The organism is Paraburkholderia fungorum (assembly GCF_900099835.1).
Lineage (GTDB): Bacteria > Pseudomonadota > Gammaproteobacteria > Burkholderiales > Burkholderiaceae > Paraburkholderia > Paraburkholderia fungorum_A.
The window spans coordinates 957,937-978,906 of record NZ_FNKP01000001.1 but is presented as its reverse complement, the minus strand read 5'-3'; the positions used below and the strand labels follow the sequence as shown (position 1 = coordinate 978,906).

Below are 20,970 nucleotides of genomic sequence, written 5' to 3'. Positions count from 1 at the left end.
CGTGTTTTTAACTACTTAGTAAGCGTTTCGATGCACCAGTCCTGCGACGATCGTCGCGCCGATAATCCGCATGTCGAGTCCGAACGACCAATGGCCCAGGTAGTACAGGTCATGTTCGACACGACGTTCCATCTTCTCTATGCGGTCAGTCTCGCCACGAAAGCCGTTGATCTGTGCCCATCCCGTAATGCCCGGCTTGATGCGATAGCGATTGATGTAGCCCGCGACCACTTTCTGATAGAGGTCGTCGTGCTCGAGTGCATGGGGACGCGGTCCGACGACCGACATGTCGCCCAGCAATACGTTGAAAAATTGCGGCAGCTCGTCGAGGCTCGTGCGGCGCAGGAATGCGCCCACTTTCGTGACGCGTTTATCGTGACGCGTGGCCTGGCTGAGCGTGCCTTTCGCTTCGGTATGCAGACGCATCGAGCGGAATTTGTAGATCGTGAAGACCCGGCCGTCCGCTCCCTTGCGCTTCTGTCTGAAGAGAATCGGGCCGCGCGACGACAGCTTCACCGCGACGGCGATGCCGAGCATCAGCGGTGCGAGTGCAATCAGTGCAGTCGCGGCGAACAGCCGGTCGAAGATCTCTTTCTTCAGCATCGAGCTGGCCGACAGCGGCGAGGCCACCAGATTGATCGCCGGCACGCCGAGCAGATCGATCACGCCGCTGCCTTCGAACAGCGCATGACTGCGCACGTCGGGCATGAAGCGGATGTTCACCAGATCGTCGCGGAATTCGCCGATCAGCGAGCAGATCAGCGGCTCCTCGGTAAGCGAGAGCATCAGCCACAATTCATGCACGTCATTCGTGCGGATGTAATTGGCTAGCGCATCCACACTTTCGAATACCGGCACGCGTGAATTCGTCACCGTCGATTCGTCGGGCCGCGTGTTGTAGACGGCGGTTGCGTGAAAGCCTGCCGTCGGTGTCGATTCGATACGACGAATGATTGCGTTGCACTGCGAGCCACTCCCCACGATCGCCACCTGATGCAGATTCATGCCGGCGCCGCGAGCGCGGCCGAGCACCGCATGCGTGATCAACCGGTAAGCGATCAGAAAGCCGCCTGTGCTTGCCGTCCAGTACGAGAACCACAACCGCGAAACGAGATCGGCCCGATGCAGCGAATACATCAGCACGAGCGCACTGCCCTGCACCATCAACCACGCGAGCGACACCTGACCCGCGAGCGCCAGCTTGGAACGGCCACGCCACGATTCGTAGACACCGAAGGCCGGGAAAATAGCCAGCGCAAACGCGGCCGAAAACATCACGAGCGCCCAATAGAACCCGGATTGAGCGAGGTAATCAAAGCGGATCTGCGACGCCACCGTCGCCCCCGCCAACACCAACGCGACATCGAAAACTCGCGCGAGCAAATCCTGAAACCTGCGCATTTTGCTTACCTCGTTCTTGCCGTTCCTGACGTTCTTGTCCGCGATGAATCCGGCGTGCTGTTTAGGAGCAGCGGCCGTAGTTGTCGTTGAACCTCACAATGTCGTCTTCGCCCAGATAGGAGCCCGACTGGATTTCGATGATTTCGAGCGGCACCTTGCCGGGGTTTTCCAGCCGGTGCTTGATGCCGAGCGGAATGTAGGTCGATTCGTTTTCACTCAGCAGGAACTGCTCTTCGCCGCGTGTGACGAGCGCCGTGCCGCACACCACGACCCAATGTTCCGCGCGGTGGTGATGCAGTTGCAGCGACAGTTGCGCGCCCGGCGTCACGACGATCCGCTTGACCTGAAAACGCTCGCCCCGGTCGATCGAATCGTAAAAACCCCACGGGCGGCGCACCTTGCGATGCGCGTCGGCTTCGGGCGCGTGTTGCGCCTTGATGCGCGACACCAGCCCTTTCACTTCCTGAACGCGCGAACGGTCGACGACCAGCACGGCGTCGGCGGTTTCGACCACCACGACGTTGGTCGTGCCGACGCAGGCCACCAGCCGTCCTTCCGAATGTGCGTAACTCGATACCGCGCCTTCGAAGGCCACCCGTCCGCGTCCGGCGTTGCCGTTGGCGTCCTTGTCCATCGCGGCCCACACGGCGTCCCACGAACCGAGATCGGACCAGCCCGCATCGAGCCTGACGACGACACCGGCTGCCGTCACGGCATTCGCCAATGGGTCGCTGATCGTGTCCGGGGCATCCACCTCGCTCGCCGGATCGGCATCCGACTTGTTGGTCAGATGCTCCATCACCGCGTAATCGATCGAGTCGCCCTGTACACCGAGAAACGCCTCGGCCAACGGACGAAACACCATGCCTTCCGTTTTTCCACCGACGAATGCGCGTTCGCACGCGGCGTGCATGTCGGGTTGCAGACGCTTCAACGTATCGAGCCACACGCTGGCGCGCACGATAAAAATGCCCGCGTTCCACCAGTACGTTCCGGCCGCGACGTACTGCATCGCAAGTTCTTCAGCGGGCTTTTCGACGAAGCCGTCGATTGCGTGACCGCCGTCGGCCAACTCATTCCCAATGCGGATATAGCCAAAGCCCGTATCGGGACGCGTGGGCGGCACGCCGAGCGTCGCAATCGCGCCCTGTTCCGCGTAACGCGCGGCACGTTCCAGTGCGGCCTGCAACGCGGATACATCGGCGATCGAATGGTCGGCGGGCATCACGACGAGAATCGCATCGGCGCCGTCCGCACCTGCAACCGACGCCGCCAGCGTCAGTGCCGGTGCCGTGTCGCGACGCGCGGGTTCCACTACAAGACGAGCGTCGAGGCCGTTTTCGTGAAGTTGTTCAGCAATGACGAAGCGATGTTCCTCACCGCATACGACGATCGGCGAAGCGTCCACGCTCCAGCCGGCGGGAAAGCCGTCCATACGGCGCGCCGTCGCTTGCAGCAGCGAGTCGGAGCCGACCACGTCGATCAGTTGCTTCGGGTAGTTTTCGCGCGACACGGGCCACAGCCGCGTGCCTGATCCTCCTGCGAGGATCACCGGGACAATGTGTGTGCAACGCGCACTAGCTGCCCCCGCACCCACATCGCCCTGGTCCACGGCTGTGGTGCTTACAGCTCCCTGAATCGACATATCGGAATCCTTATAATTCTCAAAAGTCTAAGGAAACATTTCCCCGACGCCGTGCTTCGCGCTTGACCGCCGGGCTACCCCGTGTGCTTTATTCGCCGACCATGCGGCGGCTTTGAATCCTGAATTCGGTGGGGGAGATTCTCATCCGCTTGCGGAATACTTTCGCAAGCCTGTCCCCGTTGCCCATGCCGGTGCGGCGGGCAATCTTGTCGACCGGCAATTCCGATTCGGTCAACAGGCTGCACGTCACCGCGAGGCGTTCGTGCAGCAGAAAACTCGACGGCGTAATGCCCATTTCCATCTTGAAGCGACGCAGAAAGTTGCGCTCGCTCATCGCCGCGAACTGCGCGGCGTCTGCAATCGAAATGGCCTGCTGGCAATTTTCCTGAAGCCAGCGAGCCGCCGCGCGCACCTTGTCGCCGGGACTCAGCGCGCCGTCTTCGCCTAGCAACGGCGCGAGATTCGAGCACGAATCGGCCAGCAGACGCTCGGCCACGGTTCGCGCCGTGGCGCCGCCCAGGTCGCGCTTGATCATCGCCAGCGCGCTTCGCATCGATTCGAGGCGGTCGCTTGCATCGGCCGCATGTTCAGGAAGCCGCGCGCCATTTCCATTTGTCTGCGGATGAAACTCGCTGCTTTCGTTGCGCTCGGGCACATAGGCCGTTTCGAGCAACGCGCGACCTTCGGCGATCGGCCGGATCATGCCGGTGTTACGGCGCACGCGGCGCAGCCACGCGATCAGCCGTTCGTCGCTCGCGGCCGCTGCCGCGCCTTTGCCGCCGGCCACATACAGCGCGTCGAAGCCACCGTAATGCCGGGCGTCGAGTCCGTCTGTCCACACACGCAAACCGGACGACGACATCACCATGCCGCCGTCGGCGGATAAAAACGATACGTCGTACAACCAGCTTCCCGATCCGGCCGCCGCCATTTCATTGGCGGCCTGGAAAACCTCGGCGACAACACCCGCGCCTTGCAACGAGCAATCGTTGAACATCAGTATCGCGATGCGACGCATACCCTTGTTCGGCGCGTGCACCCAGCGCAGCATTGCAGACTCGAGACTCGCACAGGTCATGGTTATCCTCGCATCAGAAAGCAGTTCCACTTTCAGCTTAACGGACACAGGCGGCCAACTCTGTGCGGTGCATCATAGAGACGGCCATTCAAGCATTTCACCGCCATGACCGAATTCGCAGACATGTTGGCGCGATGGCTTGCCGGCCGGCCAGTGAATTTCGGAAACGTTCCGGATTCCTGGCCTTTTCATTAAATTAATCGCCGATTCCACATATGAAAGAATCAGCATTCCGCGAAATGTTAATGCAGACGGAAAACTGTTTGCGTACGCTGCCGCACACTACATCACCACTCGAAAACCTTGGGCTTACTATTTGATCCGCCTGTTTGAGTGCTTATTTTCAGTGACTTTTTTCTCTACAGAGCGGCCGAACCCGAAATACCGGCCCGCACGAGGCATCAATTGCCGATTGGCGTGACATTGGAATTTCTTCCGATGATACAAATAATGGAGATGCAATGAGCAAAACCATCATCTAATATAAGCACATTGGCGCAGCGCGGAATTATTTAATTAGTTGTTATTGGATATCAGCAATATAAACACGGCGATTAATGTTTCAGTCGTGAAACACGGTTATAAGACAACTTTGGACCGCTCCCAATAGGCGGGCCGATGGCCGAATGTGCCGGGTAAGCACTGGGTAGTTTCCGCCAGCGGGTTGCGGAAATGCACTATGCGGTTTCCGCAACAGATCGCCGCAAACACGAATGGCGGCTGTTCTGACCTAATGATCCGGCAACATGACGACGCAATACAGAAGGTGTCGTCACGGGAAAGCGGGTAAAAAAAACGACGGGGTGGACCATGTTGAATGCACGCGCACAATGCGCTCTGCGAACGTTGACCGGCAGGTTGGCGATACGCAGCCGGAGGCTGAAGATGTCGGCTCTCGCGGCTGCGTTCATCGTGACCGGTCTGATGATGACCGGTCAATGCGAAGCAGCCGGTGCTGCGGCCTCGGCAACGAAAGGTACGAGCAATGCCGACATCACCGTCGACGGCAGACAGTGGACCCCATGTGCAGCGGAATACGGCACGTGTCAGTTCAACGGCACGCGCGACGTGTTGTATGGGACGGTGGAACAGCATGTCGTTAAAACATTTTCGAACACTGCTGCGTGCAACAACGGTGTGTTCGGCGATCCTGCGCCCGGTGTCGAAAAACGCTGCGCCGTGGCGCAAACCGCTGCGAATGAAGAACCCGCCGCGACCGCTGCAAAGAAGATCGACACCATGCCCGCCAATCTGCCGATGCCGGCAGGCCAGGGTCTGCGCTGCTCCGCGCCTGCATCGCAAGTACGCGCAACGGCGAACGGCGATCTGCTCGAAGCCGACACGCCCAGCGACGGTACGCGACTCTTCACCACGACCAAACCGTTCGCGCTGATTTTCACCACACGTCCCACGCAAAACGACACGCTCAACTGGCAGATCCGCGATGCGTGGAATGTGGTGCGCGCGAGCGGCAGCTTTCCGGTGGCGGCGGGCGCGCTGCAATCCACGCTCAGTTGCGCGTCGACGGTGGCCGGTTATTTCGCGGTCTCCGCATCGCTCGAACGCGCGCGCGGGCAACTCGAATCGCGCGGCACGCGTCCCACCGGCATCGCCACGTTCGGCGTGCTGCCGGACACGTCATCCGCTTTGCCAGCCGTGCGCTTTCCCTATGACGACTTGCATCGATTCGGCGGACAGGGCAGCGCATATCTCGCACCCGGCCAGCACTGTTGCGATGGCGACGGTTATCGTCCGGTATATACAGCGCTCGGTCTGTCGTGGGTCAACGACAATCGCAACTGGTATATGGAAGAGCCGAAAAAGCCCGGCACCTTCGACCCCGCCACGAAACAGCTCACGCCCTTCTTCCGCTCCGGCGACATCTTGCGGCTGATCCAGCTCGACGGCATTCCGGCATGGGCGAGCCCGACCGGTAAGGAAACGCACAGCTACGCGCCCACCTCGCTCGCGCAAATGAAGGAGTACATGGCGAAAGTCGGCACCGAATCGAACCGGGTTCGTACGACGTATTTCCCCAAACAGCGTGACAACTATTACCAGGTGACGTGGGAGCCGGACGCGGACGGCGGATTGCCGTGGCGCGACGGCGACGCCAATTTCATCGCGATGTACAAGGCGGTGTGGGAAGGCATCCATCAGACCGATCCGCATGCGGTGGTGATGGGTCTGACGTATTCGTCGGTGCAGGGCAACGTGACGTGGATGCGCCGACTCGGTCCGCTAGGCATCGGCAAATATATGGACGGGATGAGCGTCCACGGCTATTACGACATCGGCACGTCGCCGTCGCATCCTCCCGAGCGTGTCGCCGATACCGGCAATAAAGGCACCGTGTCCGGCGCGCTACCCGCTTCGATGCGCGCGCTGCGTCACGAACTACGCCAATACCTGAAACCGGGCGCTCCGTTATTCGTGACGGAGACCGGCATCAGCTACGACATCGGCGAAAAGTACGGCAAGAACTATCCGGGCGCCAACGTGCTGTATGCGCAGGCGGCGGTCGTCGCGCGCACGCATCTGATCCTGCTCGGCGAAGGCGCCGACATGACCTACGTGTTCTATCTCGCCGACATGCCGGACGCCGCGCCGGGCTACGGCATCTTCTTCGAACTCGATCATCCGGACGGCGCATACGGACCGACACACATCAGCCCAAAACCGGCCGCGCTCGCGGTAGCGGCAATGACGCGAATCGTCGACGGAACGAATACGCTGGGGCCACTGAAGAATCTGCCTGACGGTGTCTACGCTTACGCGTTTCGCAGATTCGGCAACGGCAAGATCGTGACCGCGCTATGGACCCACGACAACGATAAATGGAATGCGAAAGCCGGCTTCGACGCGAGCGCGAACGTGAATTACCCGCTTAGGGTCGATGCACCGGGCTCGTCGGGCGAGGTCACCGTCTTCGACATGATGGGCAACGCGAGCACGCTTGCGTATCGCGACGGGGTGGCGAATCTGAAGCTGTCGCCCGCGCCTGTCTACGTGGTGTCAGGCAATGCCGATGTATTCAAAAACGCGGTGACGACACCCGAAGGATATGTGGCGCGCTAGCAGCGGGCGCCGCAACTGAACTCGAGTGCGAAAACAGTGCCAGCGCTGGCTGGCGAACATAACTGAAGACGGGGACGGGGCTAGCATGCATAACAACGCTGGAGCCGCACTATGAACGGCTTTGCATGGGCAATGCTGATTTTTGCCGGGATGGTCGGGGCGTTACTTTTCGTGGCGATCGGTGCGGTTCTGCTTGCCCTCCTGCTGGCGAGCGCGTCCGACCGGCTCACGCGCAATGACGACGATCATCGCGGCTAGCGTGCGCAAACCCACCGCTCCACGCCGATCCACCCTCACCGGAGCCTGCATGCTGAGCCAGATCGATTTCCTCGACGTTGTGCGCCTCACGCCGCTTGTTTCGATCGATCTGATCGTCAGCGATGCGCACGGGCGCATTCTCGTTGGACGCCGCCGCAATCGTCCCGCGCGCGGCACCTGGTTCGTGCCGGGCGGACGCATTCTCAAGGACGAAACGCTCGACTCGGCATTCGCGCGCATCGCCGACGCCGAGTTGGGCCTCGCGAACCTGACGCGCTCGGCCGCGAGATTCGATGGTGTCTTCGAACATCACTACAGCGATAACTTCGCGAACGAGCCGGACGTATCGACTCACTACGTCGTGCTCGCGTATGCGTTGCCGCTGCCCGGCACTACGCCTCTAGGACGGCCCGATCAGCACAGCGACTATCTGTGGCTTTCGCCGACGGAATTGCTCGCTCGCAGCGACGTCCACGAGAACACCAAGGCTTATTTCCGCTAACGCCCGCTGGTTGCTTGTCGTGTGTGGCCGATCACGTATCGCAGCGCGGAATATAACGCCGACTGTGAGTTCGCCAACGCGCCAGCCTAATCAACTGAAGTATGATCGAGCCCTCCAACAGGGCATCGAATCACCATGCGATTACTGGTAGCCAGATTCGTTCGCGATTCATCCATGGCGCTTCTCGCGCTGCTGTTCTGCGCCGGGTTTGCGGCTCCCGCGCGGGCAGCCACCTGCAACGCCGGCACCCTGGTCACCGTGGTCGCTCACCTCGACGACGACCTGCTGTTCGTCGACCCGGCAATCAGCGAGCGGCTCGACGCGGGCTGGTGCATCACCACGGTCCATCTGATCGGCGGCGCCAACGGTGCCGACTTTGCGTATGTGCTCACCCGCGAACGCGCCTCGCGGCTCGCCTATGCGCGCATGGCGGGCGTGGCCGACGAGTGGATCGAGTCGAATATCACGCTCGGCGGGCGGCTCGTTCATCAGATGGTGCTGAAGGCCAAACCTCAGGTACGTCTACTGGAATTGCGTCTGCCGGGCGGCGCCGTACGCGGCGGTCGCGTGCCGCTCGGTCTGCTATGGGAACAGCACGCGACGCTCTCCACATACCCGATGAATGCGGACGGCACCGTGCGCATGAAATACGATCGCGACGCGCTCTCTGCGACGCTGAAGGTGATACTCGCGCAGGCCACGCAGATCTACACGCTCAATCCCGACACCGTGCCGTTCATCGAGCATCCCGATCACATTTACGCCGCACGCATTACGCGTCATGTTGCGCAGACGCTCGGCAAAAGCGTGCCGATCGTCTATCACGTCACTTACCCGACCGGCGGCTGGCCCGCCAATCTCGCCCCCGCTGAAGTGCAGCGCAAGCGCGATATCGTCGCGAGTTATTTCTCGATCGACGGCAGCGAATCGTCGCATGTGTTCGGCGAGTTTCAATGGGACGGCAACTGGGTGGCGCGCCGTTACGCGTTCGCGGATCGCACCGATCGCCGCGTGGCCGATTTCGTCTCGCGCCCGGTGCAGCTGTTCAACGCAGCGTCGAATCGCTGCGTGACTTCGACCGGCGCGGGCCAGGCGCCGGCGCTGGCCGCGTGCAACGGTTCGTCTGCGCAGCAATGGCGATGGGACCCGCTCACCGTTTATCCCGGCAACACGCGTAATGCCGCGCTCGTCAGCGTCGCCACGTCGCAATGCATCGCCGAACGCGACGGCTTCCTCGTCTCCGAAACCTGCGACCAGTGGGACATCGCGCAACGCTGGACGCCCTGGGACTTCGGCCTCGTCTACACGCCGCAGCGGCATTGCCTCGGCGAAAACGACGGCAAGCTGTCGATGCGCGGTTGCACGGCCCTCACCACTCGCTACCGGTGGAGCGCCACGCAGCACAATCAGGCGAACGACCTGCGGCTCGCTACGCTGATGGTCGGCGATGTCGCGGGTACGGGCGAGCAATCCGCGGTGTATGTACAGCGTCAGCATGACGGTCCGGGCTTCAACGTGTACACGGCCTCGCTGGCGAAAGCGGCGCAGCCGGTGCTCTGGTATGCGAGCAACGTGCGCTTCGATCCGGTCGCCACGACCACGCCCAGTTGCAACCCCGACTCGCTGTGCTTCGACAGCGCACGCTTCCTGCTCGGCGATTTCGACGGCGACGGCAAGGCCGATCTGATGGTCGTCACGGCCAGGCAGGGGGGAACCGCCTTCTGGCTGCTCCACAGCACCGGTACGGGCTTCGAACGGCCTCGCCTATGGTTGCAGACCGGCAACGCGTTCCGGCCCGATCTGACGCAGCAATACGTGGCGGCGGATTTCACCGGGATGCGGCGGGCCAGCGTGCTGATCGCGCAGAAGCGGGCCGATAGCGGGCTCGATTTGTGGCTGGCATCGCCGCAAGCGCAGGGACTCGCCGGGTCCGCGCCCGCGCTTGTCGCGCAGGCCAAAGGTGTGCAGCAGAATGCGCGTCTGCTAGCGCTTCAGACGGCGGGGTCGCGCGCGTCGCTGGTTGCCGTGGAGAGCGTGGACGGGCGTCTCGCGCTCACGCGAATCGCCAGCGAAGGCACGCGCATGACCGTAGGCGAGCGTCAGATTTTGCCGGCGAACTTCATCCCTGATTTCGTGAAGGTCGCGGCGGGCACGGTACACGATAAGAACAGCGACTCGCTGATCCTGCTGACCCCGCATTTCGACGCCACCAACGACGACGCGATGATCGACGTCGCCACCGTCGACATGAACGGCGCGGCCAGTGCGCCGGTCGAGACAACGTCGTTGAAAGGCATGTCGTGGTCCGATGTGTTTCCTGCTTACGTACGCGATAAAAGCGGCACGGCGCTGGTGCTGTACCGGCGGATCGATGCAACGCTGGGGGACTTCTATTTCACCGGCGGTGCACCGTCGCTGTTCCGCTATCCGGCGGAAAACGGCCTCACATTGAGCGCGCCTCAGGACTTGGGCCGGCTACCCGGCCTGTTCTCGGAGACCATGCGAATCGACCGGCTCGCGCAATAACGCGAGCCGGTCGAAGCAGGGCCAAACAGGAGCAGGCAGGAGAAAAGGTCAGGCCGACACCTGCAGATTCTGTGCGAATTTCCGCGCGATCGACATATAGCGGTCGGCAGTGTCGTGCAGCGTATAGCCGGCCAGTTGACGATTGGCGCGCGGCGTGTCGAGCGCATTCAGCAAAGCGCGTCCGTACGCGTCGGGGTCGGTCGTATCGACGAGACTCACGCCCGCAAATGCAGTCGCGAAACCGAACGACGGAATCCGGTTGGCCACCACAGGAATGCCCGACGCCAGCGCTTCGAGAAAACCGATGCTCTGCGCTTCAAAACGCGAAGGCATCGCGAACACGCGCGACGAACGCAGGATCGCGGCCACATCGGAACGTGGACCGCCCACCGTCACCCTGCTCTCCAGTCCGAACTGACGCACCAGCGCTACTACCGCCGCGTGATAGTCGAGGTCTTCGACAACACCGCAAAACATCAGACGCGCGTCGGGCTGAATCTCGAGAACGCGTTGGAATGCACGAATCGTGTCCAGCTGGCTTTTGCCTTCGATATAGCGGCCGATCTGCACGATCTGCTTCGGCGGCACTTCGAGCGCGGGCGTCGCTTTGCTGTGGTCTTCGGCGAATAGCGACGCATCGACGCCATTGGGAATCACGATCATCGACGGATGCTTGCCGATCTCGCGCAGGTAGTCGTCGATATTCTGTTGCGATACGCCGATGATCGCCCGAGCCCGACGCGACAACAAACGCTCGGCCTGCTTCAGTGCGCCGTTCTCGAAGTCGTTGACGCCCGAATGCATGACCCACGCAATCGGCGTATGAACCGGCAACAGCCGCACATACAGCGCGGCCAGCGTCGCATGCGCCACGATGAAGTCGGGCCGGAATTGTCGCACCACCCGGTACAGATGCAGCAGTTTGCCGATGCGGCCGTAATGCACTTTAGGGAACAGGCACGTCACACCCGCCGCCTGCAATTCGGCGCGAATGTCGACGAAGTCATCCTGTTGCGGCAACAGCGATGCAATGCACACCTCATGGCCAGCGCGTTGGTGCTGAATCGCCACACCCTTGACGAGTACCTCTGCCCCGGACAACCGCGGTGCGTGAACCAGTTGAAGAATCCTCACGATTTATCTCTCTGGATAACCGCCTTTTTTGCGCAGCGAATGGACAAGCCGCCCCCGTTATCGGAATTCCCCATGTAACGTCGGCATCCCATCTTCGTTTATGTGACGCGCCTCGCGCGGCGAAGCGTGTCACGTGCCCCCTGAAACCGCGACTGTTCCGCTGCGAATTCAGAGTCGCGAGGAAACGTTACACCGAAGGTCCAGCACTTTTACGCCAACCCCAAGGTTCCTTCGGCTCCCCAATGAGCGCTAGCGCCCATTTCAGCGTTTCTACGGCCGTTTTCCGGTAGTCGGGAATCGGTGCGAATCTCATTCCCGAATAAACATTGCTGGCGGATAAAGACAGCTTCGCGCTTATTCATTCTTTTGTCGGATTAATGCAATAAGTACTGTTGATTTGTTCATACGTAACGACTCGTTACTTCTTTTAAGCCGACTAATGCGTATCGTTGCGGTCGATTCTTCCTGTTAATTACCTGCCTGCTTACGAACCAGTAAAAATCCGGCGAACGGGGCGATTAAACGCACCGTATTCGTAAAGACTTCGCTATTCGTTAAGCCCAGCGGTTGTTTTCGTCGTACCTTCCCCGGTCGTCCGATTCCGCCAAACCCGTCGCATCTCGCGGCAGGGATTTGCACGTCCTGAATTTTGCAGACGAAATCAATGTGGACGAGAGGCCGGCATTCACGGAAGACATCGCCCTTCACGCAACCCGACGGTTGTGTGTCCAGGACGCCAGTGTCAGCGCTTCGTCGTCGGCTGGCTTGCAGATGAACCCGACATTCGCCTGTCCCGTCTTCTGCCGCGTTTTTTGCGCGCTCTGTACGCGCTCTTCGCCCGTTCAGACAGACGACCCGACAGACGAACGTCCAGCTAAAGCATCGCTTACAGATTGATGAAATCGCAACTTCTCGTACTTTCGATCCTGTCCCTCGCGCTCGCCGGATGCGGCGGCGGTGGCGGCGGTGACAGTGCCGGCAGCACCGCGGCGACCCAGGCCAACGGTAGCGCGACCAGTTCGGCGGCCGCGGGCGCCAACAGCAGCGGCACCAGCACCAGCTCCACCACGCAGAATGCAGCCGGCACCACGGCGGCAGCACTGACCTGCACGTCGCCCTCAACGGCGGCAGGCTCGGGCAGCGCGACGATTTCCGCCGATACCCCGAGCACCGACGGCACGCGCATCTTCGCGAACGGCAGCAACTTCAATCTCGTCTTCAACACCAACGTGTCGAGCGCCGACACGCTGAACTGGGCCGTCACCGACACGCTCGGCAAAGTCGCGGCCAGCGGCAGCACACCGGTAGCGAGCGGCGCGAAGGCGATCACGTTCAACTGCACATCGACGCTCGCCGGTTATTTCGCGGCCACCGGCACGCTTGCGCAAAACGGCGGCCAGTTGCCGCAAGCGGGCACGCGTCCGGTCGGCATCGCGACGTTCGGCGTCACGCCGGATCTGTCGAGCGTGATTCCCGCTGTCACGTACGCGCGCCAGGAGCAGCATCGCTTCGGCATGCAGGGAGCAAACGACAACGGCCCGCTGCTCGCGGCACTCGGCATTTCGTCGACGATCGACGACCGTCAACTGTCGAGCATGGAGCCGAACGGTCCGAACACGTTCAACCCTTCCGCCGATAACCTCGATCCGTTCTACAAGTCGGGCAGCGTGATGCGCCTGATCCGCCTCGACGGCATTCCCGCGTGGGCGAGCGCGAGCGGTGCGTTCCAGGACGACACCAATCCGCCGTCGGATCTGTCGTACTACCAGAACTACATGGCACGCGTCGGCACCGAATCGAACACGATTCGCGCGACGTATTTCCCGAGCCAGTCGTCGAACTACTATCAGGTGACGTGGGAGCCGAACCAGATGTGGGCCGACACCGACGCCAACTTCGTCGCGCTGTACAAGGCGGTTTATCAGGGCATTCATTCGACCGATCCGCACGCGGTCGTGATGGGTCCGGCCGATGCATTCCCGAGCCTGACCACGTCGCATCTGAAGCGCCTGGCGTCGCTCGGCTTCGGCCAATATATCGACGCGGTGGCCACGCATGGTTACTACGACGCGGGCACGTCGCCGTCGCATCCGCCCGAGCGTTACGACAGCGATCCATCCACCGCAGATGGTTCGCTGCGCGGTCAGATGCGCAACCTGCGCGCTGAAATGGCGACCGACTATCGCACCGGCATGAAACTGTTCTCGACGGAAGCGGGCATCAGTTACGACCTCGGCAGCGCGTACGGTCCGAACTATCCGACGGCGAACGTGTTGTATGCGCAGGCCGCGGTGGCCGCGCGCATGCACATCATCACGCTCGGTGAAGGCGCGAATCAGACCTACGTGTTCTACGGCGCGGATTACCCGGGCGAAGTGGGCTACGGCACGTTCTTCGATCTGAACGACGCGCAAGGCGCATTCGGTGCGACGAACATCAGCCCGAAGCCGGTCGCGATGGCGATCAGCGCAATGACGCATACGCTCGACGGCACCACCACGCTCGGTCCGGTGAATGGCACGCCTGACGGTGTCTATGCATACGCGTTCCAGCAGGTCGGCAACGGCGCGGTAATCACCGCGCTGTGGGCGCACAGCAACAACGTGTGGAGCGCGGCAACCGGTTTCAGTTCGACGTACAGCGTGTCGTACAGCCTCGCAGTCGATGCACCCGGCACGAGCGGCACCGTGAAGGTGGTCGACATGATGGGCAATGCGAGCAGCGCGAATTACACCAACGGAACGTTGACGCTGAACCTGACGGAATCGCCGGTGTATGTGGTGTCGAACAACGCGTCGGTGGCGCAGGCGAATTCGACGGTGCCGGTTGGATACGTCGGCATGTAAGTCAATTGCATGATTGAAGGGACGCGGCAATTGGCGGTGTCATCTTCATGACGAAAACAGAAACGTCAGCTGGCTCCCGGGCCGGTTGACGTTTTTTTATGCCCGTTGCACAGGATGAGCGCCAATGGAGGCAAAAACACCAACAACAAAAGCGGATTCAGCGCACACTGACGGCACCGCTCCCTTGTGGAGCGAAAACCGCCGGAAATGCCTATTGGGAGCCCATCATGGCAAAAGGTCAAATGCGCAGCAACCGCGAAGTCAAGAAGCCGAAGCAGGAAAAGAAGCCGCAACCGGCTACTTCGCCATCGGGCGCGCCGCCCATTCGCGTAGCACAGACTGTATCGGCGACGCAAAAGAAGCATTGAACGACGCATCAGGCGAAGCATTAAAACGAATCGGCCCGCTGTTTTCAGCGGGCCTTTTTTATATCCGGCGTCTTTCCGGGAGTGCCTGTTGCGGCGCGTTATTTCGAAATATCTTCCAGAGCGACATCGCGCGTTCGCGGTCCCAGCATTCCAATGGCGACCATCACCACGACCATTGCGCCGGAAATAAAAACGAATACGCCGTTCACGCCAAAACGGCTCAAACATCCTGCAATGACGAACGCGGAAAACATCGCCGAAATGCGGCTCCACGAATAAACGAAGCCTACTGCCCGGGCACGAATACTGGTCGGAAACAACTCTGCCTGATACGCGTGATAGCTGTACGAAATGATGTTGCCCGCCAGCACGAGGCACACGCCCAGACTCACGAGCAGCACCGTCTCGCGCGCCTGGCTGAATGCCAGCCCGCACACCACGTTCACCCCTGCCATACAGATGATCACCGTCTTGCGTTCGAAACGGTCGGCGATCAGCATGCCCAGCAGCGGCCCCAACGGCGCAGCAATCGCGATGATGCTCGCGTACATCAGGCTCGTCGTGACCGTGATGCCCTGCTTGATCAGCAGCGTCGGAATCCAGTTCGCGAAGCCGTAATAACCCATCGTCTGGAATACGTGAAAGATGATCAGCATCAGCGTGCGCTTGCGATACGGAGGCACCAGCAAATCGCGGAACGCTGCACGGGCCCGCACCGGTTCCGGTAATGACGGCTCCGGCAACGGTCGTCCGTATTCGCGTTCGACACGCGCTTCGAGACGCTTCATCACCGCATCGGCTTCGTCGATACGGCCTTTTTGCGCGAGCCAGCGCGGGCTTTCCGGCAAGCGCAGACGAATCCACCACACGACGACGGCGCCGGCCACGCCGGTCAGCACGACCAGACGCCATCCATCGAGACCGAAGAAGCGATGCGGCACCAGCAGGTAAGACATGAACGCGACGATCGGCACCGCGCAGAATCCCACTGCCTGCGAGCACGCTGACGCACGGCCACGTATGTGCTTCGGCACGAGTTCGGAGATGTAGGTGCCGATCGTCACGATCTCGACACCAATGCCGATGCCCGCAATGAAGCGCCACAGATTCAGCCCGAGCGCGGTGTCCTGGAACGCCATGATGATGTTGGCCGCTGTGTACCACAGCAGCGACCAGGTGAAGATCGCGCGGCGGCCGAAGCGGTCGGCGAGAAAGCCGCACGCCGCCGTGCCGATAAACAGGCCCGCGAATAGCGCCGCGATGAAGCTCGCTACGCCGCTGGTGCCGAACAGACCATGCGTGGTCGCGGTGAGGATGCCGCTGCGCACGAGTCCAGGCGCGATATAGCCGGAGAACATCAGGTCATACAGTTCGAAGAAGAGGCCGAGGCTCAGCAACATGACGAGCTTCCAGATCGACCGTGTGGCGGGCAGGCGGTCGAGTCGCGCGGAAATGCGCGCGCCGCCCAGCGCGATTTCATCGGCGCGCGCGCCTGGCGATGTTGCGGCGCTGGTGCCTGCTGGCAAGCCGCCTAGACTGCCGGTGTCGGCGACTGCTGCATACACCGTTTGATTCGACGATTTCATCGTCCGTCTCCATGTCTTGAGCGCTTTAGCGCCCACTCCAATCCCATTCAAAGCCGCGTGAGCATTCCGGTCTGCTGCCGGATAAGCGTCATGAAACCGTGCGCGACACGTCTCTTATCAAGCCGCCTCGCGCGGCACCCGCGTCCCTCTCACCTCACCGCCCAACGCCGCAACCTGCTCCTCGTCATAGCCCAATCCGCGCAGCACCTCCGCCGTGTGCTCGCCGATCTTCGCAATCGGCCGGCGCGGCTGCAAACGCGCACCATCCATCGAAATCGGCAGCAGCGGCATGGCGGTTTCGCTGCCGTCGTCGAGCGTCAGACGAGCGAGGCCACCGCTTTCGTTCAGATGCGGATCGTCGAACAGTTCCTCGGGTTTGGTGATCGACGCGAACGGAATATGATCGCGCTCGAACAACGGCACGAGTGCCGCGCCTTCGAACCGGTTCAGCGTCTCGCCCAATGTTTTCAGCAACCACTCTCGCGCCAGCACGCGATCGTTGTTGGTCGCGAGACGCGGATCGGCAAGCAGATCGCCACGCTCGAGAATCGCGCACAGCGCGCGCCATTGACCGTCGCCTGTAGCGGCGATAAACATCTGCTCGCCGTGCGCGAGCGTGAACACGTCATACACCGCCCACGCGCTGATCCGCTCGGGCATCGGTGCCGCGGGCACACCCGTCGCGGCAAACTGCTGCATATGTTGCGCGGACAGCAGCACGCAGTTCTCGAACAGCGCGCTCTGCACTTCCTTGCCGCGTCCGCTCGCGTGCCGCTCGTGCAACGCGGCGAGCACGCCGATCGCGCCGAACATGCCGCCCATGATGTCGTTGACCGAACTGCCCGCGCGCAGCGGACGCCCCACCGGCCCCGTCATGTAGGCGAGGCCCGCCATCATCTGCACGACTTCGTCGAGCGCGAGACGGTGTTCGTAAGGACCGTTGAGAAAGCCCTTGTGCGACACGTAGATCAGTTCTGGATTGCGCGCGCGCAGCGTCGCGTAATCCAGACCGAGGCTCGCCATGCGGCCCGGCTTGAAGTTTTCGACGAACACGTCGGCGGTATCGACGAGTTTGTGCAACGCGGCCAGGCCCGCTTCGCTATCGAGATCGAGCGCGACGCTCTTCTTGTTTCGATTGAAGGTGCGGAAAAAGCCCGCGCCCGTACCGAGCAGCCGACGCGTTCCATCGCCGCGCGGCGGCTCGACCTTGATCACTTCCGCGCCGAGGTCGCCGAGAATCATCCCGCAGGTCGGGCCCATCACCATATGCGACAACTCGATCACGCGGATGCCCGCGAGCGGCAACGCCGGTTGCTCCGGCGTGGACGGAAAAGTATTCATTGCAGCACCTGCGAAAGAGAAGGTTCGAGACGACGACCGCCGGCAGCGGCGAACTGCTTCGGCAAACCGGCGCGTGCGAGATAGCCGTACAACGGTTCGCCGGGCAATGCTTCGGCGAGCACGTCGCGCGATGCGATGAGGCGGGTGAGATCGATGCCCGTGTCGTAGCCCATGCTGTCGAGCATGAACACGAGGTCTTCGGTATTGACGTTGCCGGTCGCGCCCGGCGCATGCGGGCAACCGCCGAGCCCTGCCAGCGACGCGTCGAATTCGCGAATCCCGTGTTGCAGCGCGATCACCGTGTTGGCGAGGCCGAGGCCGCGCGTGTCGTGAAAATGCAGCGAGCGCAGCGTGTCGCCGGCCACGTCGCGCACCAGTTCGATGATCTCGCGGACCTGGCGCGGCGTCGCCTCGCCGGTGGTGTCGCCGAGCGCGATGACATCGGCGCCCGCCTCGACGGCGTCCCGTGCGATGGCCGCGATGTCCGCGTAAGGCACCGCGCCTTGCAGCGTGCAGCCGAACACCGTCGATAACCCGGCGATCAACTCGACGCGTCGCGCGCCTTGCGCCGCTGCGCTGTCTATCAGATCGCGCATCCCGGCAAACGCGTCGATCATTTCAGCGGGCGTCTTGCGCACATTGGCGAGACTATGCGCGGCGCTCACCGACACCGGCGCGACGATCCGGTGCACGCCTGCGTCGAGCGCACGCTGCGCGCCCTTCAGGTTCGGCACCAAAGCGGTCACGATCAGGTCGTCGTACGTCAGCGCGTGGGCGATGATTTCGTCGGCATCGGCCATTTGCGGCAGCAATTTCGCCGGCACGAACGACGCGACTTCCATATGCCGCACGCCCGCTGCATAGGCGGCGTCGATCCAGCGTCGCTTGAACTCGGTGGGCATCGTGCGGGCGATGCTTTGCAGGCCGTCGCGCATGCCGACCTCGGTCACGACGACGCGTTCGTGGGTGTCACTCATGGTTGTAGTCCCAATCTGGAATCCGGCCGGGGAGGCGGGAAATGAAGCATTGGGTGACAGCGTGCCCGTGCGCAGGCGTGTCGAAAAGTCTGCGTTGACGACGCACTCCATCGCCGCTCGCGATGGCCGCTCACGCCGACGCGGCGGCCGTTTCCGGGAGCGAAGGGGAAACCCTTAAGGGCTTGTCAGGGGGTGATTGCAGCGCCGGGGCGCGGGCAAGCCGCGTGTCAAAGCGTCGATACGTCACGCAGCAAGGCGCGCTGGCGCAGCCGGAGATGCGTCTTTCGGCGAGCCGTCCACACTCAAGCTACCTTGAGCAAATGATCGAGCAGATGCGACGCCGCGAGCGTCAGCGCGCTGCGGTCGCGCATGCAGATCACGAAGCGCCGCTCGGCCCACGCTTCGCGCAACGGCACCGCGACGATGCCGTATTCGTCGGCGGCATGACGGGGCAGCGCTTCGCGCGGCAGGATCGCCACCGCGAGTCCGGCCTGGATGAAACGGTAAGCGGCGTCGAAGGTCGACACGTAAGTGCGGTAGTTGAGTTCGCTGCCCTTCTCGACGGCGATGCGCTGCATCAACGCATTCACCGACGCATTCGACGCCAGCCCGAGATGATCGAAAGCCAGCGTCTCGGCGAAACCGACCGAGACCTCGCCTGCCAGCGGATGTGCGCGCGGCACGATCAGCGCGAGATGATCGGCGCGATATGGAATGACATCGAGGCTGCCCATCGGCACGACGTCGCGGCAGATGCCGAGATCGGCGACGCCTTCTTCCAGGCCGCGGACGATTTCCCCGCTCACGCGCTCCTCGACATCCACGCGAATCTGCGGATGCGCCTTCAGAAACACCGACAATGCCTCGGGCAGAAACTCCACCATCGACGACACGTTCGCCAGCACCCGCACATGACCGCGTGCGCCGGCCGCGTATTCGCTGAGTTCGGCCTGCAGGCGTTCGTGACCGCGCATGATGAGCCGCGCGTGCCGCAGCAGCGCTTCGCCGGCGGCGGTCGCGCGCACGCCGCGCTGGCTGCGCGACAGCAACGCGACGTCGACCAGCGCTTCGAGATCGGCGAGCCGCTTGCTGACCGCCGACGGCGCGATGAACTCCCGCTCGGCCGCGCGCGCAATCGTGCCTTCCTCGCACACGGCGATGAACAAGCGCAGTGACATCTGATCGATCTGCCACATGAGCGGGCGCGTCTCGGAAAATAGAAGTGGAAAATTATGCCCGAGTGACGCGGTGACGGAGCCCGGCTTAGGGTATCCACGGCTCGCTGGCTGGGCGGGCCGGTTCGTGCGGGGGCGTCTTCGTGCCGGGGCTTCTATTACTCATATTCCGCGCCTTCTGTCATCTCTCGCCCTACAGTCAAACGAAGCTTCTCCGGCATTGCCCGGTCTTGTCCGGGTTTTTCGGTGTGGCTATGCTGGGAGGCTTGCCAGCGGCCCGAGCCCGTCTTCGTAGCAAACGGCACTGACAGCCAAGCGCCACCTCACCCGATAACAACCAGTCAAGGGCCTTCCATGTCCACCACCAGTCTGTTCTTCACCGCTGCGGGCGTCGGCCTGGCGATCGCCGCGCCGGTCGGTCCGATGGGCATGCTGTGCATCCGCCGAACGCTGACCGGCGGCCCGCGCGCGGGCCTGGCAATCGGCTTCGGGATTGCAACCGGTGATGCCGTCTACGGTTTGATCGCCGCGCTCGGTCTGGTCGGTATCTCGCAGTTCATGCTCGCGTACGACCGTCCATTGCATCTGATCGCCGGTCTGTTCCTGCTGTATCTCGGGGTGCGCACGCTGCTGCAAAAGCCCGCCACCGACACCACCAATGGCAACGGTGACGGCAAGCTCTCGCAGGTCGGCCGCGCCGGCGCGCTGCGCGCCTATGCGAGTTCGCTGCTGCTCACGCTGACCAATCCGCAGACCGTCATCATGTTCGCCGCGCTGTTCACGACGCTCGCGCCGCGCGGCGCGTTCTCGTCGACGATCGCGCTGACCACGGTCGGCGGCGTGTTCTGCGGATCGATCGCGTGGTGGTGCTTCCTCGTGACCGTGGTGTCGCTTGCGCGGCACGCGATCGGCAGCAGGCTGCGGGTCGCCATCGACCGGATCGTCGGCTTCACGCTGGCCGCATTCGGCGTCGTCGAAATCCGCCGCGCGCTTTGAGCGGAACGGGCCGCGCACGGCCGACATCGGCAGAAACCGGTAGTGGGCGGCACAGCGCG

Annotated in this window: 15 protein-coding genes; 7 read left to right on the top strand and 8 right to left on the bottom strand. The window is 62.3% G+C overall.

Annotation, left to right across the window (positions count from 1 at the left end; all coding sequences use genetic code 11):
* Positions 1-15 precede the first annotated feature (15 nt).
* The 3 genes from BLS41_RS04355 to BLS41_RS04345 form a co-directional block, all read right to left on the bottom strand.
* On the bottom strand, positions 16-1,401 hold the full coding sequence (locus tag BLS41_RS04355; protein WP_074763170.1) for an undecaprenyl-phosphate glucose phosphotransferase: 1,386 nt from the start codon (positions 1,399-1,401) through the stop codon (positions 16-18).
* Between the two features lie 61 nt (positions 1,402-1,462).
* A complete protein-coding gene (locus tag BLS41_RS04350; RefSeq protein WP_074763169.1) occupies positions 1,463-3,046 on the bottom strand; it encodes a sugar phosphate nucleotidyltransferase in 1,584 nt (527 codons plus the stop codon).
* 88 nt (positions 3,047-3,134) lie between these two features.
* The gene (locus tag BLS41_RS04345) at positions 3,135-4,124 is read right to left on the bottom strand and encodes a helix-turn-helix domain-containing protein (protein WP_074763168.1); all 990 of its coding nucleotides are present in this window, start codon (positions 4,122-4,124) and stop codon (positions 3,135-3,137) included.
* An 885-nt stretch (positions 4,125-5,009) separates the two neighbouring features.
* Between BLS41_RS04345 and BLS41_RS04340 the strand changes: the two genes are divergently transcribed.
* From BLS41_RS04340 to BLS41_RS04330, 4 genes are all read left to right on the top strand, one after another.
* Positions 5,010-7,202 carry a hypothetical protein gene (locus BLS41_RS04340; protein WP_143026215.1) on the top strand — a complete coding sequence of 731 codons (2,193 nt, stop codon included), beginning with the start codon at positions 5,010-5,012 and terminating at the stop codon, positions 7,200-7,202.
* 111 nt (positions 7,203-7,313) lie between these two features.
* Entirely contained in the window at positions 7,314-7,460 is a 147-nt protein-coding gene (locus BLS41_RS38900) for a hypothetical protein (protein ID WP_171910193.1), read from the top strand.
* Between the two features lie 49 nt (positions 7,461-7,509).
* The gene (locus tag BLS41_RS04335; protein ID WP_074763166.1) at positions 7,510-7,962 is read left to right on the top strand and encodes a GDP-mannose mannosyl hydrolase; all 453 of its coding nucleotides are present in this window, start codon (positions 7,510-7,512) and stop codon (positions 7,960-7,962) included.
* 174 nt (positions 7,963-8,136) lie between these two features.
* A complete protein-coding gene (locus tag BLS41_RS04330) occupies positions 8,137-10,488 on the top strand; it encodes an RICIN domain-containing protein (RefSeq protein ID WP_253189614.1) in 2,352 nt (783 codons plus the stop codon).
* A 48-nt stretch (positions 10,489-10,536) separates the two neighbouring features.
* On the opposite strand, the gene BLS41_RS04325 is transcribed toward BLS41_RS04330, so the two are convergent.
* A complete protein-coding gene (locus BLS41_RS04325) occupies positions 10,537-11,622 on the bottom strand; it encodes a glycosyltransferase family 4 protein (RefSeq protein WP_074763164.1) in 1,086 nt (361 codons plus the stop codon).
* Positions 11,623-12,518: 896 nt separating this feature from the next.
* Here BLS41_RS04325 and BLS41_RS04320 point away from each other — a divergent pair.
* Positions 12,519-14,468, top strand: coding sequence for a hypothetical protein (locus BLS41_RS04320; protein WP_074763163.1), 1,950 nt, complete (start codon positions 12,519-12,521; stop codon positions 14,466-14,468).
* A 227-nt stretch (positions 14,469-14,695) separates the two neighbouring features.
* On the top strand, positions 14,696-14,836 hold the full coding sequence (locus tag BLS41_RS38895; RefSeq protein WP_171910192.1) for a hypothetical protein: 141 nt from the start codon (positions 14,696-14,698) through the stop codon (positions 14,834-14,836).
* 98 nt (positions 14,837-14,934) lie between these two features.
* Here BLS41_RS38895 and BLS41_RS04315 read toward each other — a convergent pair whose 3' ends face one another.
* The 4 genes from BLS41_RS04315 to BLS41_RS04300 form a co-directional block, all read right to left on the bottom strand.
* Entirely contained in the window at positions 14,935-16,422 is a 1,488-nt protein-coding gene (locus BLS41_RS04315) for an MFS transporter (protein ID WP_074763162.1), read from the bottom strand.
* Between the two features lie 117 nt (positions 16,423-16,539).
* Positions 16,540-17,763: a CaiB/BaiF CoA transferase family protein gene (locus BLS41_RS04310; RefSeq protein WP_074763161.1), complete on the bottom strand. Its 1,224-nt coding sequence runs from the start codon at positions 17,761-17,763 to the stop codon at positions 16,540-16,542.
* Positions 17,760-18,740: a hydroxymethylglutaryl-CoA lyase gene (locus BLS41_RS04305; protein ID WP_074763160.1), complete on the bottom strand. Its 981-nt coding sequence runs from the start codon at positions 18,738-18,740 to the stop codon at positions 17,760-17,762. Before BLS41_RS04305 ends, BLS41_RS04310 begins: the two co-directional genes overlap by 4 nt.
* Before the next feature lie 302 nt (positions 18,741-19,042).
* Positions 19,043-19,936, bottom strand: a complete 894-nt coding sequence (locus BLS41_RS04300) for a LysR family transcriptional regulator (RefSeq protein ID WP_074763159.1) — start codon at positions 19,934-19,936, stop codon at positions 19,043-19,045.
* A gap of 333 nt (positions 19,937-20,269) precedes the next feature.
* On the opposite strand from BLS41_RS04300, the gene BLS41_RS04295 reads away from it, so the two are divergent.
* Positions 20,270-20,911, top strand: a complete 642-nt coding sequence (locus tag BLS41_RS04295; RefSeq protein WP_074763158.1) for a LysE family translocator — start codon at positions 20,270-20,272, stop codon at positions 20,909-20,911.
* The last annotated feature ends 59 nt before the right edge of the window (positions 20,912-20,970 follow it).